The organism is Rhodococcus sp. GXMU-t2271, assembly GCF_041414735.1.
In the GTDB taxonomy this organism is placed as follows: Bacteria; Actinomycetota; Actinomycetes; order Mycobacteriales; family Mycobacteriaceae; genus Rhodococcus; species Rhodococcus indonesiensis.
The window spans coordinates 13,293-30,147 of the sequence record NZ_JAUIZP010000041.1 but is presented as its reverse complement, the minus strand read 5'-3'; the positions used below and the strand labels follow the sequence as shown (position 1 = coordinate 30,147).

General features: G+C 69.3%; 18 protein-coding genes. 5 read left to right on the top strand and 13 right to left on the bottom strand.

Annotation, left to right across the window (positions count from 1 at the left end; translation table 11 throughout):
- A partial coding sequence (locus tag QYS60_RS16165; RefSeq protein ID WP_371383646.1) for a cbb3-type cytochrome c oxidase subunit I occupies positions 1–728 on the bottom strand: 728 nt, incomplete at its 3' end.
- A 258-nt stretch (positions 729–986) separates the two neighbouring features.
- On the opposite strand from QYS60_RS16165, the gene QYS60_RS16160 reads away from it, so the two are divergent.
- On the top strand, positions 987–1,979 hold the full coding sequence (locus tag QYS60_RS16160; RefSeq protein WP_289378578.1) for an ABC transporter substrate-binding protein: 993 nt from the start codon (positions 987–989) through the stop codon (positions 1,977–1,979).
- Between the two features lie 31 nt (positions 1,980–2,010).
- Entirely contained in the window at positions 2,011–3,072 is a 1,062-nt protein-coding gene (locus tag QYS60_RS16155; RefSeq protein ID WP_289378576.1) for an ABC transporter substrate-binding protein, read from the top strand.
- 91 nt (positions 3,073–3,163) lie between these two features.
- On the opposite strand, the gene nrdF is transcribed toward QYS60_RS16155, so the two are convergent.
- The 8 genes from nrdF to QYS60_RS16115 all read right to left on the bottom strand — a co-directional run bounded on the left by nrdF (position 3,164) and on the right by QYS60_RS16115 (position 11,748).
- Entirely contained in the window at positions 3,164–4,171 is a 1,008-nt protein-coding gene (gene nrdF, locus QYS60_RS16150; protein ID WP_003936945.1) for a class 1b ribonucleoside-diphosphate reductase subunit beta, read from the bottom strand.
- A gap of 44 nt (positions 4,172–4,215) precedes the next feature.
- A complete protein-coding gene (gene nrdE / locus QYS60_RS16145; protein ID WP_054373946.1) occupies positions 4,216–6,381 on the bottom strand; it encodes a class 1b ribonucleoside-diphosphate reductase subunit alpha in 2,166 nt (721 codons plus the stop codon).
- A gap of 98 nt (positions 6,382–6,479) precedes the next feature.
- The gene (nrdI, locus tag QYS60_RS16140; RefSeq protein ID WP_003936943.1) at positions 6,480–6,908 is read right to left on the bottom strand and encodes a class Ib ribonucleoside-diphosphate reductase assembly flavoprotein NrdI; all 429 of its coding nucleotides are present in this window, start codon (positions 6,906–6,908) and stop codon (positions 6,480–6,482) included.
- Between the two features lie 69 nt (positions 6,909–6,977).
- The gene (locus tag QYS60_RS16135; protein ID WP_003936942.1) at positions 6,978–7,208 is read right to left on the bottom strand and encodes a redoxin NrdH; all 231 of its coding nucleotides are present in this window, start codon (positions 7,206–7,208) and stop codon (positions 6,978–6,980) included.
- A 193-nt stretch (positions 7,209–7,401) separates the two neighbouring features.
- Entirely contained in the window at positions 7,402–9,516 is a 2,115-nt protein-coding gene (locus QYS60_RS16130) for a xanthine dehydrogenase family protein molybdopterin-binding subunit (protein WP_371383645.1), read from the bottom strand.
- Positions 9,513–10,502, bottom strand: coding sequence for a xanthine dehydrogenase family protein subunit M (locus QYS60_RS16125; protein WP_289378572.1), 990 nt, complete (start codon positions 10,500–10,502; stop codon positions 9,513–9,515). The genes QYS60_RS16130 and QYS60_RS16125 overlap by 4 nt, the downstream gene beginning before the upstream one ends.
- Positions 10,499–11,047 carry a 2Fe-2S iron-sulfur cluster-binding protein gene (locus QYS60_RS16120; RefSeq protein WP_289378571.1) on the bottom strand — a complete coding sequence of 183 codons (549 nt, stop codon included), beginning with the start codon at positions 11,045–11,047 and terminating at the stop codon, positions 10,499–10,501. The genes QYS60_RS16125 and QYS60_RS16120 overlap by 4 nt, the downstream gene beginning before the upstream one ends.
- 140 nt (positions 11,048–11,187) lie before the next feature.
- Positions 11,188–11,748, bottom strand: coding sequence for an NAD(P)H-dependent oxidoreductase (locus tag QYS60_RS16115; protein WP_371383644.1), 561 nt, complete (start codon positions 11,746–11,748; stop codon positions 11,188–11,190).
- A gap of 87 nt (positions 11,749–11,835) precedes the next feature.
- Here QYS60_RS16115 and QYS60_RS16110 point away from each other — a divergent pair, with 87 nt between their 5' ends.
- Positions 11,836–12,465 (top strand): TetR/AcrR family transcriptional regulator, encoded by a 630-nt coding sequence (locus QYS60_RS16110; protein ID WP_371383643.1) that lies wholly within the window; start codon positions 11,836–11,838, stop codon positions 12,463–12,465.
- A 5-nt stretch (positions 12,466–12,470) separates the two neighbouring features.
- Complete coding sequence (locus QYS60_RS16105) at positions 12,471–13,259, top strand: META domain-containing protein (RefSeq protein WP_371383642.1); 789 nt, start codon at positions 12,471–12,473, stop codon at positions 13,257–13,259.
- A 9-nt stretch (positions 13,260–13,268) separates the two neighbouring features.
- Here QYS60_RS16105 and QYS60_RS16100 read toward each other — a convergent pair whose 3' ends face one another.
- Both QYS60_RS16100 and QYS60_RS16095 read right to left on the bottom strand, forming a co-directional pair.
- Entirely contained in the window at positions 13,269–13,817 is a 549-nt protein-coding gene (locus tag QYS60_RS16100; protein ID WP_054373952.1) for a nucleosidase, read from the bottom strand.
- A complete protein-coding gene (locus QYS60_RS16095) occupies positions 13,814–14,587 on the bottom strand; it encodes a fructosamine kinase family protein (protein WP_371383641.1) in 774 nt (257 codons plus the stop codon). The genes QYS60_RS16100 and QYS60_RS16095 overlap by 4 nt, the downstream gene beginning before the upstream one ends.
- 75 nt (positions 14,588–14,662) lie before the next feature.
- Here QYS60_RS16095 and nadE point away from each other — a divergent pair, with 75 nt between their 5' ends.
- On the top strand, positions 14,663–15,502 hold the full coding sequence (nadE, locus tag QYS60_RS16090) for an ammonia-dependent NAD(+) synthetase (protein WP_289377613.1): 840 nt from the start codon (positions 14,663–14,665) through the stop codon (positions 15,500–15,502).
- A gap of 32 nt (positions 15,503–15,534) precedes the next feature.
- Here nadE and QYS60_RS16085 read toward each other — a convergent pair whose 3' ends face one another.
- Together QYS60_RS16085 and moaA are read right to left on the bottom strand one after the other, a co-directional pair.
- Positions 15,535–15,792, bottom strand: a complete 258-nt coding sequence (locus tag QYS60_RS16085; protein ID WP_289377614.1) for a MoaD/ThiS family protein — start codon at positions 15,790–15,792, stop codon at positions 15,535–15,537.
- The gene (gene moaA, locus QYS60_RS16080; protein ID WP_003936931.1) at positions 15,785–16,846 is read right to left on the bottom strand and encodes a GTP 3',8-cyclase MoaA; all 1,062 of its coding nucleotides are present in this window, start codon (positions 16,844–16,846) and stop codon (positions 15,785–15,787) included. Before moaA ends, QYS60_RS16085 begins: the two co-directional genes overlap by 8 nt.
- Positions 16,847–16,855: the final 9 nt, after the last annotated feature.

The following is a 16,855-nucleotide window of genomic DNA, read 5'->3' as shown; positions in this document are numbered from 1 at the left end:
CCACCGAGGTGGCGATCGACGAAGAGGCCGAAGAACGCAGCGGTCAGCAGCGGGAACGCCAGGAGGATCAGCACGCTGGTGATGAGGATGTTCCACGTGAAGATGGGCATCCGGAACATGGTCATGCCGGGGGCGCGCAGGCACACGACGGTGGTGATGAAGTTGACCGCACCGAGGATGGTGCCCAGACCCATCACGCCGAGGCCGAGGACCCAGAAGTCACCGCCGACGCCGGGCGAGTGCAGCTCGCTGGTGAGCGGGCTGTACGCGGTCCAGCCGAAGTCGGCCGCACCACCGGGGGTGATGAAGCCGGCGGTCACGATCGTGGCGCCGAACAGGTACAGCCAGTAGCTGAAGGAGTTCAGACGCGGGAACGCGACGTCGGGGGCGCCGATCTGCAGCGGCAGGATGTAGTTCGCGAACGCGAACACGACCGGGGTCGCGTACATCAGCAGCATGATCGTGCCGTGCATGGTGAACAGCTGGTTGTACTGCTCGTTCGACAGGAACTGCAGACCCGGAACCGCGAGTTCGGTGCGGATGAGCAGAGCCATCACGCCGCCGATGAGGAAGAACGCGAACGAGGTGACCATGTACATGATCCCGAGCATCTTGGGATCCGTGGTCGTGATCATCTTGTAGAAGAACGAGCCCTTGGGTCCCTGCCGCGGCGGGTACGGCCTCGCTGCAGCTATCTCCGGGACTGGCTGGGGCGCTACGGCAGTCACTAATCCTCCTGATTGCGCGCTCGACTCGCAGTGCGAGACGAACGTTCTCTGGCTTGCGCTGATCGAATCGTAGACGGTGCGACCACCGCACGCTCACCGGGTCCTACTCAGTGTCGTACTCGGCCCTCGAGCATACCGACGGGGGTCTGTGACCCACGCAACCCGGGGGCGGTCCGCCACCCTCTGCACCTCCCGTTTCGCCCAGACCCTAAGGTAAGCGTCACCTAAGTACGAAGCCCCCGAGAGACGAGGTTCACCGTGCACCCCCTCCCCCTGCGCCGCGGCATCGCCGCGTTCGCGACGACCCTTACTGCGGCTGCGCTGCTCGCCGGCTGCTCCTCCGGCGACACGGCAGAGCAGGCCCCGGCCACCGCGGGCTTCCCCCGCACCGTCGAGCACTTCCGCGGAACGACCACCCTCGACTCCCCGCCGCTGCGGGTCGTCGCGCTCGACACCAGCTATGCGGATGCGACCCTGCTGCTCGAATCCGAACTCGTCGGTTACGTCGACTACCGCACCGAGGGCCTGCCCGACTACCTGGGTGACACGCGCGATCGGTTCGCCGCGGACGCGACGTCGGTCGGCGCGGTGTCCGACGCGAGCCTCGAGAAGGTCGCCGCTCTGCAGCCCGACCTGATCCTGTCCGCGGACGTGCGCGACGGCGAGAACTACGACAAGCTCTCCGCCATCGCACCGACGGTCTTCTCCGAGAGCACCGGACCGACCTGGAAGGACAACATCCGGCTCGCCGCGCGTGCCCTCGGCAAGGAGGACCTCGCCGAGCAGAAGATCGCCGACTACGAGGCCCGGGCGAAAGCCATCGGCGACGAGATCAACGCCACAGCCGGCAACCCCACCGTCTCGGTGGTCCGCTTCGCCGGCGAACCCACCGCTCGTCTGTACCGCACCACGTCGTTCAGCGGCATCGTCCTCGAGGATGCCGGCCTGGCCAGGCCGGCGAGCCAGGGACCCGATCCGGCCGATCCGAGCAGCATCATGAATGCGGTCAGCCCCGAACTCATCGGCGAGGCGGACGCGGATGTGATCTTCGTCAGCATGTACCGCGACGGGGAGGGCAAGTCCGAGGCGGCGGCGCAGCCGTTCCTGTCCAATCCGCTGTGGCAGAACCTGAGCGGCCGGAAGGTGGACGTGGACGACAGCCTCTGGATGACGCCGGTGTCCATCCAGGGCGCACACAAGATCCTCGACGACCTCGCCGAGGCTTTCGGGGTCGATCCGCACACCAGTTAACCTGGACCGTCCCCTAGACAGGAGTGGTCGTATGCCCGCAGCGTCCCGGTCCCGCGCCGTCACGTGCACCGTCGCCCTCACTGCCGTCGCGGCGCTGGGGCTGGCGGGATGCGCGGAGACGACCGACGATCCGGCGAGCAGCATCGTTCGCACGACCACCCGCATCGCCGGAGCCGCCGTCATCGGCATCGAACGCGACACCACGACCGCGTGCGCGCTGCCGAGCCCCCTGGATCCGGGGCAGCCCGCCGGCGGCACCCGGTCGGTGATCCACACCGGCGGTGTCTCCGAGGTGCCCGTCGACCCCCAGCGGATCGTCGTACTCGACGCTGCCGCGATGGACGCGGTGTGCGCACTGGGCCTGTGGGAGCGCGTGGTCGGCACGACCACCGACGTCGCCCGGGCCGAGTACCTCGGCACCGGCATCGCGGAACTGCCGTCGGTGGGCACGACGTCGGCGCCCGACGTCGCGCTCATCGACGGTGCGGAGCCTGATCTGATCCTCGGCTCCTCTGCCGACCCGGAGCTCTACCGCCGCCTCGGGGCCGTCGCACCGACGGTGCTCGTCGGCTCCGACCCGGTGTTCTGGCGGCAGCAGTTCCTCCGCGCCGCAGAGACACTCGGACGTTCGCAGGCGGCGGCCCGGGTGCTCGACGACTACCGCGCCACCGCGACGGACGTGGGCACGGCGACGACCGCGTCTCAGACGCAGGCGTCGATCGTGCGGTTCACCGGCGACGGCGCGGTCGTCGAGGGCACCGCGTCGTTCGCCGGCCAGGTCCTCGCCGACACCGGCGTCGCGCGCCCGCCCGCACAGCGGTTCGGTGTGCAGGACGGGAGTGCCGACGCGCCGCTCGACGAGGCCGACCCGGCCGCCGCGGAGGGCGACCTGATCTACGTCCGCTTCGCCGGCGAGGACGGCGTCGCCCACGGCAGCGAGGTGATGGACTCCGAGGCCTGGCTCGACCTCGGGGCGGTCACCGACAGCCGGTTGTTCGCGGTGGACGACCTCGTGTGGTCCACGCCCGGCCCGGTGGCCGCGAAAGCCGTTCTGACGGACGTGCGCAACACCCTCAACGGCTATTCGAACTGAGCCCCACGACCGAATGTCACATGGGTTCGATCACATCGAACCCATGTGACATTCGGTCACAGCGGGCGGTCACACCGGGTGGGTGGGAGGATCAGAAGTCCCAGTCCTCGTCCTCGGTGACGACTGCCTTACCGATCACGTACGAGCTGCCCGAGCCGGAGAAGAAGTCGTGGTTCTCGTCGGCGTTCGGTGACAGCGCGGACAGGATCGCCGGGTTGACGTCGGTCTCGTCCTTCGGGAACAGCGCCTCGTAGCCGAGATTCATCAGGGCCTTGTTGGCGTTGTACCGGAGGAACTTCTTGACGTCCTCGGTCAGGCCGACCTGGTCGTAGAGATCCGCCGTGTAGTGGGTTTCGTTGTCGTACAGCTCGTAGAGCAGCTCGAAGACCCAGTCCTTGAGCTCGTCGCGTTCGGCCTGGGTGATCTGCTCGAGACCCCGCTGGTACTTGTAGCCGATGTAGTAGCCGTGCACCGCCTCGTCGCGGATGATCAGGCGGATCATGTCGGCGGTGTTGGTGAGCTTGGCCCGCGACGACCAGTACATCGGCAGGTAGAAGCCCGAGTAGAACAGGAACGACTCGAGCAGTGTCGACGCCGCCTTGCGCTTCAGCGGGTCGTCGCCCTTGTAGTAGTCGAGGATGATCTGCGCCTTGCGCTGCAGGTGCTCGTTCTCCTCGGACCAGCGGAAGGCGTCGTCGATCTGCCGGCTCGAGCACAGCGTCGAGAAGATCTGCGAGTAGCTCTTCGCGTGCACCGACTCCATGAAGGCGATGTTGGTCAGCACCGCTTCCTCGTGCGGGGTGACCGCATCGGGGATGAGCGAGACCGCACCGACCGTGCCCTGGATGGTGTCGAGGAGCGTCAGGCCCGTGAAGACCCGCATCGTCAGCTCTTGCTCGTATTCGGTGAGGGTGCCCCACGACTGGATGTCGTTGGAGACGGGCACCTTCTCGGGCAACCAGAAGTTGCCGGTGAGACGGTCCCAGACCTCGGCGTCCTTGTCGTCGGGAACTCGGTTCCAGTTGATCGCGGAGACGCGATCAATGAGTTTGACGTGGGCGCCGTGGGACGGGGAATGCGCGCGGGGTGCGGAGGTCATCTGTCTTTCCCTACCTGAGTTTCGATGTGTACCGGCAAGATTCGTCACAGCATGCAGGACACGCAGTTCTCCACCTCGGTGCCCTCGAGCGCCATCTGCCGCAGTCGGATGTAGTACAGCGTCTTGATTCCCTTGCGCCAGGCGTAGATCTGGGCCTTGTTCACGTCGCGGGTGGTGACGGTGTCCTTGAAGAACAACGTCAGCGACAGGCCCTGGTCGACGTGCTGGGTGGCCGCCGCGTAGGTGTCGATGATCTTCTCGTACCCGATCTCGTACGCGTCCTGGAAGTACTCGAGGTTGTCGTTGGTCAGGTAGGGAGCCGGGTAGTAGACGCGACCGATCTTGCCTTCCTTGCGGATCTCGATCTTCGACGCCACCGGGTGGATGGAGCTGGTGGAGTTGTTGATGTACGAGATCGACCCGGTGGGCGGCACGGCCTGCAGGTTCTGGTTGTAGATGCCGTGCTCCTGGACCGACGCCTTCAGGGCGCGCCAGTCGTCCTGCGTGGGAATCGCCACGCCGGCGTCGGCGAAGAGCTGCCGCACGCGGGCGGTGGCCGGCTCCCACACCCGGTCGGTGTACTTGTCGAAGAACTCGCCCGAGGCGTACTTCGACTCGGGGAAGCCCTTGAAGTACGTACCCCGCTCGACGGCGAGCCGGTTCGACGCGCGCAGCGCGTGGTAGAGCACGGTGTAGAAGTAGATGTTCGTGAAGTCGACGCCCTCTTCGGAGCCGTAGAAGATGCGCTCCCGGGCGAGGTAGCCGTGCAGGTTCATCTGCCCGAGTCCGATCGCGTGGGAGTCGTTGTTGCCCTGCTCGATCGACGGCACCGAGTAGATGTGGGTCTGATCCGACACGGCGGTCAGCGCCCGGATCGCCACCTCGATGGTGTGCGCGAAGTCCGGCGAGTCCATGGCCTTGGCGATGTTGAGCGATCCCAGGTTGCACGAGATGTCTTTGCCCACATGGCTGTAGGACAGGTCCTCGTTGAAGGTGGACGGCGTGGAGACCTGCAGGATCTCCGAGCACAGGTTCGAGTGGGTGATCTTGCCCTTGACGGGATTTGCCCGGTTGACGGTGTCCTCGAACATGATGTACGGATAGCCGGATTCGAACTGCAGTTCCGCGACGGTCTGGAAGAACTCGCGGGCCTTGATCTTCGACTTGCGGATGCGCTTGTCGTCGACCATCTCGTAGTACTTCTCGGTGACGTCGATGTCGGCGAACGGCACACCGTAGATGCGCTCGACGTCGTACGGCGAGAACAGGTACATGTCCTCGTTGCGCTTCGCGAGTTCGAACGTGATGTCGGGGACGACGATGCCCAGCGACAGGGTCTTGATGCGGATCTTCTCGTCCGCGTTCTCGCGCTTGGTGTCGAGGAATCGGTAGATGTCGGGGTGGTGCGCGTGCAGGTACACCGCGCCGGCACCCTGGCGCGCCCCGAGCTGGTTGGCGTAGGAGAACGAGTCCTCGAGCAGCTTCATGATGGGGATGACGCCGGAGGACTGGTTCTCGATCTGCTTGATCGGCGCACCGTGCTCACGGATGTTGCTGAGCAGCAACGCCACTCCGCCGCCACGCTTGGACAGCTGCAGCGCCGAGTTGATCGAGCGGCCGATGGACTCCATGTTGTCCTCGATCCGCAGCAGGAAGCAGGAGACGGGTTCGCCGCGCTGCTTCTTGCCGGAGTTGAGGAACGTCGGGGTGGCGGGCTGGAAACGGCCCGAGATGATCTCGTCGACCAGGTGGGTCGCGAGCTGTTCGTCACCGGCGGCCAGGGTCAGCGCGACCATGCAGACGCGATCCTCGAACCGCTCGAGGTAGCGCTTGCCGTCGAACGTCTTGAGCGTGTAGGAGGTGTAGTACTTGAACGCGCCCAGGAACGTCGGGAAGCGGAACTTCTTCGAGTAGGCGTGTTCGAAGAGTTGCTTGACGAACGGCCGGGAGTACTGCTCGAGCACCTCGGGTTCGTAGTAGTTCTCCTCCACGAGGTAGTCCAGCTTCTCGTCGAGGTTGTGGAAGAACACCGTGTTCTGGTTGACGTGCTGCAGGAAGTACTGCCGGGCGGCGGCGACATCCTTGTCGAACTGGATCTCGCCGTCGGGTCCGTACAGGTTCAACATCGCGTTGAGCGCGTGGTAGTCGAGTCCCTTGAGGGACTCGTCGATCTTGGCGCTCGCTGCCGGCGCGGCATCGGTGACGGTCACGGTGCTTGCTCCCACTGTGAGTAGACGGGTTCGCCGCGCCCGTATCCCCGACGGTGGCGCAGCGTTGATGGAGTGGACGTTGTGTGGGTGGGTCGCGGTCAGGCCGACTGCAACGACTGCGCCCAGAACTGTGTCAGGCCCTCGCGGACGCGCTCGACGTCCTCGGCGGTACCCATGAGTTCGAACCGGTAGAGGTACGGAACTTTGCACTTCTGGGACACCACATCTCCGGCGTAACAATAGGATTCGCCGAAGTTGGTGTTGCCGGCGGCGATGACCCCGCGAATCAGCGCACGGTTGTGCGGATTGTTGAGGAACCGGATCACCTGCTTGGGAACGAAATTCGTGTCCCGGCCGGTTGCGGTGGTGCCACCGCCGTAGGTCGGCAGGATCAGCACGTACGGTTCGTGCACCGCGAAGGCGCCGTCCCGGTCGTGCAACGGGATCCGGGTGGCCGGCAACCCCAGTCGCCGGACGAATCGGTGCGTGTTCTCCGATGCGCTCGAGAAATACACCAACGAGGTCATGGATGTCTCACATCACTTCGCTCGGGTCCGGCGACCGGCCGCAGGGGCGGTGGGTCGGCTCGCGACGGGTCAGGCGGCGACGGCGAGGGCCTTGATGCGGTCCGGACGGAAGCCCGACCAGTGCTCGTCACCGGCGACCACCACGGGGGCCTGCAGGTAGCCGAGGGCCATCACGTAGTCCCGCGCTTCGGGGTTCTCCGAGATGTCGACGACGGAGTACTCGATACCGGCCTTGTCGAGGGCTCGGTAGGTGGCATTGCACTGGACGCAGGCAGGCTTGGTGTAGACGGTGATGTTCATGACTTCCCCTTTTCGGCAACCTGACGACTGACTGCACAGCAGTGCCTCGAGGCCCGTCGTATCACTGCGATCCCGCTTCCCCGAGGGACCGGAAACGATCAAGCCTTCCAGCGCTCTAGACACTACACCTAGTGGCCGACAGAATCATAGAACGCGAGATGTTGTGAGTTACAGCCGTGATATTCCCAGGTCGTCACTCGCCCGCAGCGCTGTCGGGCAGGTGCGCGAGCACGTCCTCGAGGTGCGCCGGCAGCCGGCGCACCCGCGCCCCGGTGGCGTGCCACAGGGCGTTGACGACCGCCGCCGCGCTGCCGACGATCCCGATCTCCCCGACCCCGCGTGACCCCATCGGGGTGGCGTGCAGGTCGTCCTCGTCGAGCCAGGTTGCGTCCACGTCCCCGATGTCGGCATGGGTGGGGATGTGGTACTCCGCCAGATCGTGGTTGACCACGTGCCCGGTGCGGGCATCGCGGATGCTCTCCTCGTGCAGCGCCATGGAGATGCCGAAGCACATCCCGCCGATCAGTTGCGAACGTGCGGTGCGGGGGTTGACCACCCGCCCTACCGAGAACACGCCGTGCATCCTCGGTACCCGGATCTCGCCGGTGTCGACATCCACCCGTACCTCGGCGAAATGCGCACCGAACGACTGGATTCGGTAGTGCTCGAGCGCGGGATTCTCCTCGGCCGTCGCCGAGGCCTCGGCACCGGGTTCCGGCCGGTCACCGTGCCGCTTGCGGAAGGCGTGGGCCGCGGCGACGATCGCGGTGCCCCACGACGAGGTGCCGGAGGACCCGCCGGCGACCGTGGCGTTCGGCAGGGCCGAGTCACCGATCTCGAGATGGATGTCCTCGGGCCCGCATCCGAGCGCGTCGGCCGCGATGAGGGTGAGCGCGGTCCACGCACCGGTCCCGATGTCCGCGGCACCCGTGCGCACGGTGTAGCGACCGTCGCCGTCGTGGCGGATCTTGACCTCGGTGCCGGGGTTGAGCAGGTGCGGATAGCTCGCTGCCGCGACTCCGGTGCCGACGAGCCACCGGCCGTCGCGGCGGGTGCCGGGAGTGCGGTCGGCCGGATCCCAGCCGAACACCCGCGCACCTTCACGCAGGCACTCCACGAGCCGTCGCGACGACCACGGACGCCCGGATTCGGGGTCGGCGGGCGGGTCGTTGCGCACTCGCAGCTCGATGGGGTCGAGCCCGCACGCCACCGCGAGCTCGTCCATCGCGACCTCCCCCGCGAACATCCCCGGCGCTTCCCCCGGCGCCCGCATCCAGTAGGGAGCAGGCACGTCGAGTGCGACGATGCGGTGCGAGGTACGCCGATACGGGGCGGCGTACATCCCCCGCGACGACACCGCCGTCTGCTCCGCGTACTCGCGCACGTGCGAGGACTGCGAGAAGGCCTCGTGCACCACCGCCTCGAGCCGCCCTTCCCGACTCGCCACCAACCGGACGTGCGAGACGGTGGGCGGGCGGTAGCCGACATAGCCGAACATGTCCTGCCGGGACACCGCGAACTTGACCGCCCGACCGGGCAGCAGCCGCGCCGCCATCGCCGCTACGACGTCGTGGGCATGCGGTGCTCCTTTCGAGCCGAAACCGCCGCCCACGTAGGGACTGACAACCCGCATCTGCTCGGGGCGCAGCCCGAGCACGGGCGCCAGCGTGGAGACGACGCCGTGGGGGCTCTGCGTGGAGTCGTACAGCGTCAACGACCCCCGGGACCACAGCGCGACGACGGTGTGCGGTTCGAGCGGGTTGTTGTGCTCCTCGGGCGTGGAATACCAGCCGTCGACGACGACGCCGTCGCGTTCCGCGACCTCGGCGGCCGCGGCGTCGCCCTGTTCCGCGTCGGTGGGGTAGCCGCCGTTGGCCTGTTCGGGGGCGTAACTGCGCGGATGATCGGGCCGGAATACGACGTCGTGCGGTGCGGACTCGTACTCGACCTGCACCAGTTCGCTTGCGTGTCGCGCGATCTCGGGTGTCTCGGCCACCACGGCGGCGACGATCTGCCCCCGGAAGGCGACGGCCGGGTCCTGCAGGACCGCGTACTCGGCCTCCGAGGTGTCCGCCAGCCTGGGGGCACTCCAGGGGGTGAGGACGGCGAGCACGCCGGGCAGGGCCTGCGCCGCGGCGGTCTCGACGCGGGTCACCGTTCCCCGCGCCACGGTTGCCGTGATCGGGACGAGGTAGGCGGGGTCGTCGAACGGGTGCTCGTACGCGTAGGGCGCGGCGCCGGCCACCTTCAGCGGGCCGTCCACCCGCGCCGTCGACGTGCCGATCGGGCGCTGGGCCGAGGGGGTCATGCGACTGCCTCCGAAGTGAGTTCGCGCAGTACCGAGACGAGGGTGCGGCGCAGCAGCGGCACCTTGAACTCGTTGCCGTCGAGGGGCCGGGCATCGGCGAGTTCCGCGTCGGCGGCCGCAGCGAAGACGGCGTCGACGGGGGCGCTGCCCAGCAGGACGTGCTCGGCCCGATGGGCGCGCCACGGCCGGTGCGCGACGCCGCCGAGAGCGATGCGGCATCCCGTGATCAGCCCGTCGGCGACCGTCAGGTCCGCCGCCACCGAGACGAGCGCGAACGCGTACGACGCCCGGTCGCGCACCTTGCGATACGTCGAGACGGCGCCCTCGGGGGCGGGGATCTCGACGTCCAGGATCAGCTCCTCGCGCTCGAGCACCGTGTCGCGCTCGGGGCTGTCGCCGGGAAGCCGGTAGAGCTGCTCGACGGGGATGCACCGCTCCCCCTGCGCGCCGAGCACCGTCACCTCGGCATCGAGCGCGAGCAGCGCCACCGCCATGTCCGACGGATGGGTGGCGACGCAGTGTTCGGAGGCGCCGAGCACGGCGTGGTAGCGGGTGTAGCCACCGAGTGCAGTGCAGCCGCTGCCCGGGGCACGCTTGTTGCACGGAGTCGACGGGTCCCGGAAGTACACGCAGCGGGTGCGCTGGAGCAGGTTGCCGGCGGTGGTGGCCATGTTGCGCAGCTGCGGGGACGCACCGGCCAGCAGGGCCCGGGACAGGACCGGGTACCGACGGCGGACGACCGGGTGGGCAGCCAGGTCGCTGTTGCGCACGTTGGCACCCACCCGCAGTCCGCCCTCGGCGGTCTCCGCGACGACGTCGAGCGGCAGACGGGAGACGTCGACGAGCACGTCGGGCGCGGTGACACCGAGTTTGAGGTGGTCCACCAGGTTCGTGCCGCCGGCAAGGTAGGCGGCGCCGGGGTGGCCGGCGACCGCGGCAACCGCGGCGGCGGGATCGGTGGGCGTCTCGTATCGGAACGTCTTCACGAGCAGTGCCCCTCCCCGCTCGCGACGTGCCGGAGCGCTTCGACGATGTTCGGGTAGGCCGCGCACCGGCACAGGTTTCCGCTCATGCGTTCGCGGATCTCGTCGTCGGTGAGTTCCGGATCCTGGGTGAGGTCCGCGGTGACATGGCTCGGGGCGCCCTTGGCCATCTCGTCGAACATGCCGACGGCGGAGCAGATCTGGCCCGGCGTGCAGTAGCCGCACTGGAACGCGTCGCATTCGACGAACGCCTGGGGCAGGTGCGACGGCCCGTCGTCCGCGATTCCGGCGGCGGTGACGACGTCTGCGCCGTCGTGCGCGACCGCGAGCGACAGACAGCTCACGATACGTCGGGAGTCGAGCAGGACCGTGCACGCGCCGCACTGTCCGTGGTCGCAGCCCTTCTTCGGGGAGTAGATCCCGAGCCGGTCGCGGAGGGCGTCGAGGATCGTCGTGCGCACGTCGACGGTGCAGCGGCGCTCACGGCCGTCGACGCGCAGGGTGATCGTGTGCTCGTGTTCGCCGGGACTGTCGCTCTCGTGCGCCATGGGCTCCTCCGTCGCGATGGGGACTGGCGAGGTATTCCCCGCAGCATGCCCCGGCAATCACGACCGCGGGCGCGAATCGGGCACGGACACCGACGGCCCCGGACCGTGCGCGGTCCGGGGCCGTCCGAGACGTGGTCGGCTCAGGCGTCGACGAGCTCCCGGCGGGCGGCGGCGAGCTCGGACAGCAGCGCGGAGATCTGCTCGGCGACCTCGGCGTTCTCCTTCGGGTGGGCGTCGCCGAACTTGTCGAGGGTGCCCGCGATGGACAGCTGCAGGCCCGTCCGGCCGCCGGCGATGCCGAGCGCCTTGACAGTCTCCTCGAGCGCCCACTTGGCGCCGTTGCCGCTCGGCGAGGCACTGATCACGGCGGCGGGCTTGCCGGCCAGGGCACCGGCGCCGTACGGGCGGGAGAGCCAGTCGATGGCGTTCTTGAGCACGGCCGGGATGGTGCCGTTGTACTCGGGGGTGACGAGCAGAAGAGCGTCGGCCTCGCTCGCCGCGACGCGCAGCGCCTCGGCGGCGGTGGGGGCGCCCGTCTCGCCGTCGAGGTCCTCGTTGTAGAAGGGCACCTCGTCGAGGCCTTCGTACACGGAGACCTCGACGCCCTGCGGCGCGACGGCGGCCGCGGTCTCGGCGAGGCGGCGATTGACGGAGCCGGAGCGCAGGCTGCCGACGAGAGCGAGAACGCGGGTCTGGGACATGGGAGTGTTCCTTCGGTTCGGGTGTCCGTGTCTGACTCCACTCTAAACGGACTACGGTCCACTTATGTTCCCGGGCGGTACTGTGACGTGGTGAACATTCCGCTGCTGCCGCTCGCCGGAGACGAGGGCGTCGAACGGTGCGACGCCGCCCGCAATCGGCGGCGGCTCCTCGAGGCGGCCTCGCTCCTCGTCGCCGAACGCGGCGTCGACGCGGTCACGATGGATGCCGTCGCCGCGCGCGCCGGGGTCGGCAAGGGCACCGTCTTCCGGCGCTTCGGCTCCCGCGCAGGACTCATGCGCGCGCTGCTCGACCACTCCGAACAGGCCCTGCAGCAGCAGTTCCTCACCGGTCCCCCACCGCTCGGCCCCGGCGCCGATCCCGTCGACCGTCTCGTCGCGTTCGGCCGGGCCCGTATCCACCTCGTGGAGGTGCAGGGCGAGGTGCTGCGGGCCGCCGAGAGTTCTGCCGAAGCGCGCTTCAATGCCCCGGCGCGAGCGGTGAGCCTGACCCACATCGAGATCCTGTTGCGTACCGCCGGGGTCGACGGCGACCTGCCCCTGCTGGCCCAGTCCCTGTTCGCCCCCCTGGAGGCCACCCTGGTCCTGCATCAGTGGCGTGATCTCGGGTATTCGCTCGACCGGCTCGCCGACGGGTGGGCGGACCTCGCGCGGCGCGTCGTCGCGGCACCGGCCCGCGCCGGGCGGACGGTACGGTGACCGGCATGCTGCGGACGCTCGGGCTCTCGGTGCTCCTCGCGCTGGCGGCGACGACGGCCGCCTGTGCGGGCGACGGCGCGGCCGCCCCGCCCCAGGACCCCGCCCTGCTCACGGGACGGGCATTCGTTTCGACCGCCGTGTCGGGCCCACCGATCCCCGGCGGCGGACCCCTCGTCGTCGAGTTCCCCGAGTCGGGCCGGATCGCCGCGACCGCCGGCTGCAACCGCTCGGTGGGCTCGGTCGATCTCGCCGACGGCGTGCTGCGCGCCGACCGGCTCGCCAGCACTCTCATGTCGTGCCCGCCGCCGCTCGACGGCGCCGACACCTGGCTGTCCGAACTGTTCGCCGCGCAGCCGCGCTGGCACCTCGACGGCGACATGCTGACCCTCGACGGCGGCGACGTGTCCGTGTCCCTGCTCGACCGCACGGTCGCCGACCCGGACCGTCCCGTCGTGGGCACGCAGTGGGTGCTCACCGAACTCGTCACGGCCGCCGCGGTGTCGACCTCCCGGGCCCTCGAGGAGGCCGCGCCCACGCTGACCGTCGCCGACGACGGCACGGTCTCGGGCAGCACCGGCTGCAACCGGTTCACCGGCCACGTCACCGTCGGAGACACCTTGACGTTCGGGCCGCTGGCCACCACCCGCGCCGCGTGCCCCGACCCGGAGCTCGCGCGCACCGAGTCGACCGTCCTCGCCGTGCTGTCGGGCGAGGTGCGCTACGCGGTCGAGGGCGCGCGGATGCGACTGACCGGCGCGGACGGCGTCACCGGTCTCGGGTACACCGCGCGCTGACGAGCCGGCTCAGTACTGCTCCACCAGCCACCGCGCGAGTTCGCGGGCGCTGGCGTCGACCCTGGCCGGCCAGTCCAGCGCGGTCTCGTCCGCGTGGTCGCTGACGTGCTTGACCAGCCGGCACGGCGCACCCATGCGGGCCGCGGCGAAGGCGATCGCGAAACCCTCCATGTCGACGAGGTCGGCGCGGGCCGCGAGCGCATCCCGCACCTGCGCGTCCGAGACGAAGGAATCGCCCGTGGCGAGCACCGTCCCGTCCCCGCCCTCGAGTTCGACCACGTCCTCGACCGGATAGCCGAGGCTGCGCAGCACCTCGCTGCTGATGTCGTGGTTGATTACCGCCGACGGCAGGTAGAGCCCGCCGTGCTGCATGTGCAGCGCCCCAGCGGTCCCGAGGTTGACCACCGTGGGCGGCGTCCCGAGCCGGTGCCGCGCCAGCGCCTCGGTCACCGCGACGGCGGCGTGCACCTTGCCGATGCCGGTGATCACCGTCTCGTAGCGCGCCGGGACGTGCGCCGCCTCGGACCTCGTGGCGGCGACGACGAGAATCTCGGTCAACTCTGCTCTCCCAGCGCGAGGGTCGCGAGCGCTGCCCGGTGCAGCGCCCGCCCGTACCCTGCACCGTAGCCCGCCGCATGCACCGCCAGCGGATGCAGCTGATGCATCGGCACGCGCTCGCGCCACCCCTCCCGCAGCGGGCACGTGGCGTCGTAGGCCGCGACGATCTCGTCGAGGTGGGGACAGCCGAACAACTCCAGCATCGCCAGATCCGTCTCCCGGTGACCGCCGTGCGCGGCCGGGTCGATCAGCACCACACCCGCGGCGGTCCACAGCACATTGCCGTTCCACAGGTCACCGTGCAGACGGGCGGGCGACTCGTCGTCGTCGAACTCGCCGGCGGCGACGCGCGCGCAGGCCTTCTCGATGTCCGGCAGCTGCGTCGCGGTGACGCTGCCCGCGTCGACCGCGATCCGCAGGAACGGCTCGACCCGTTCCGTCACGTAGAACTCGCCCCAGCTCGCGTGGACGGTGCTGCTCATCGGGCGCTTGCCGATGAACAGCTGGCCGTCGAATCCGTCCGGCGGACAACCGAATCCGCGGGCGCCCGCAGCGTGCATGCGGGCGAGGCGCGCACCGAACCCCCGAGCCGCCGCCGCGCTGGGGGCCGCCTCGGTCAACCGCTCGAGATCGATATGGTCCGCCCCGACCTCGCGGACGGCGACGACGGACATGCCCGCGGCCGCGAGCCAGGCCAGCCCTGCGGCCTCGGCGCGGAAGAAGTCGGGGTGGGCCCCGGCCCGGTGCTTGCGGAAGAGGTCGCTGCTCATCGTCACGAGTGTGCCCGCCGCGTGCCGCACATGTCACCCGAGCACACCGCCGGACGTCCCGCTAGGGTTCGAACGATGACGAACCTTCGCGCGCAGATCATCGAGGAACTCGGCGTCCGGCCGACGATCGACCCACAGGCGGAGATCCGGTCCCGCGTGCAGTTCCTGAAGGACTACGTCGTGTCGAGTTCCACCAGGGGATTCGTTCTCGGCATCAGCGGCGGCCAGGACAGCACGCTCGCCGGCCGCCTCGCCCAGCTCGCCGCGGAGGAACTGCGCGCGGAGGGACACGAGGCCGAGTTCGTCGCCGTACGACTGCCCTACGGCGAACAGGCCGACGAGCACGACGCGCAGGTCGCCATGGAGTTCATCGGCCCCGACCGCTCGTTGCGGATCAACGTCAAGCCCGGTGCCGACGCCTCCGCCGCCGAGGCCGGGCAGGCCATGCACGAGATCTACGGCAACGGATCGCAGCTCAGCGACTTCGTGCGGGGCAACATCAAGGCCCGCGAGCGGATGATCCTGCAGTACGCCATCGCCGGTCAGCTCGGGCTTCTGGTCGTCGGGACCGACCATGCCGCCGAGGCGGTGACCGGGTTCTTCACCAAGCACGGCGACGGCGGCGTGGACCTGACCCCGCTCAGCGGCCTGACGAAACGGCAGGGTGCGGCGCTGCTCCGCGAACTCGGGGCTCCCGACAGCACGTGGCAGAAGGTCCCGACCGCGGATCTCGAGGAGGATCGGCCGGCCCTTCCGGACGAGGTGGCCCTGGGCATGACCTACGCGGAGATCGACGACTACCTCGAGGGCAAGGACGTCACCCCGGCGCTCGCCGAGAAGCTCGAACGGACGTACCTGAACACCCGCCACAAGCGGACCGTGCCGGTGTCGCCGCTCGACACCTGGTGGCGCTGACGCGCAGCCGGCACCGGGCTGGGCCGATCCCGTCAGCCGCCGGCGAACGGGGGCAGCACGTCGACCGCCGGGCCGGCGGCGCGTCCGAGGTCACGAGTGAGTTCGGAGTCGACCAGGAACGCCGCCACCGACAGCACGCGCGCCATCTCGGCGCCGTGCCGGTCGACCAGCGCCGCCTTCAGCGCCCCCAGATCCGCCGTCGGCGGCAACGCCACCGTCTCCTTCTCCACCCCGGCCGCATCCGCCGCCGCGGCGAAATACCGCACCTCGATACCCGTCGTGTCAGCCACCGATTGCTCCCATACTGCGCTGCGGCGGCGTGAAGTCCGCCGCGTCGATGCCGTGCCCGGCCCATTTGTTCCACATCGCGCCGCGCCACAACGCGGCGAGTTCGTCGTCGCTCGCCCCGCCCCGCAGTGCTGCCCGCAGGTCCGTCTCCCGATCGCTGAACAGGCACGAGCGCACGGTGCCTTCCGAGGTCAGGCGGGTGCGGTCGCAGTCGGAGCAGAACGACCGGGTCACCGACGCGATGATGCCCACGGTCGCCGGACCACCGTCGACGGCCCACCGCTCGGCCGGCGCGGACGGATCCTCCCGCCCCACCTCGGTGAGGGCGAAGCGGGCGGAGAGCAGGTCGAGCAGCCGCTGTGCGGGGACCATGTTCGCCCGGGCCCACTCGTGGTCGGCATCGAGCGGCATCTGCTCGATGAACCGCAACTGCACGCCCTCGTCCAGGCACCACGCCAGCAGGTCCGCAGCTCCGTCCAGGGTCTGCGGCATCAGCACGGCATTGACCTTCACCGGCGCGAATCCCGCCGCCTTGGCGGCACGGATCCCGTCCAGCACCGAATCGAGCCGGTCGCGCCGGGTCAGCTGGGCGAACCGCGCGCGGTCGACCGAATCCAGCGAGATGTTGACCCGCGTCAGACCTGCCCGCGCCAGCGCATCGGCCCGGTGGGCGAGACCGACGGCGTTGGTGGTCACCGCCAGCGGCACCCCGGGCACGACGCGGGCACAACCGGCGACGATCTGCTCGAGGTCCCGCCGCATGAGCGGTTCGCCGCCGGTGAAGCGGACCTCCCGGATTCCGAGGTGGTGCACGCCCACGGCCACGAGGCGGACGATCTCCTCGGCGCTGAGCAGCCGCTCACGCGGGATCGCCGGCAGGCCCTCCTCCGGCATGCAGTACGTGCATCGCAGCGAGCACTTCTCGGTGATCGACACCCGCAGGTCGCGGGCGACACGCCCGAAGCGGTCGAGCAGCACAGGGGTGTCCGGCCGGTCGGAGACGTCCTCGGCCGCGGCGGGGCGCACCACCGGGATCCCCACGTGCACCGCCGTCATCGAGCCTCC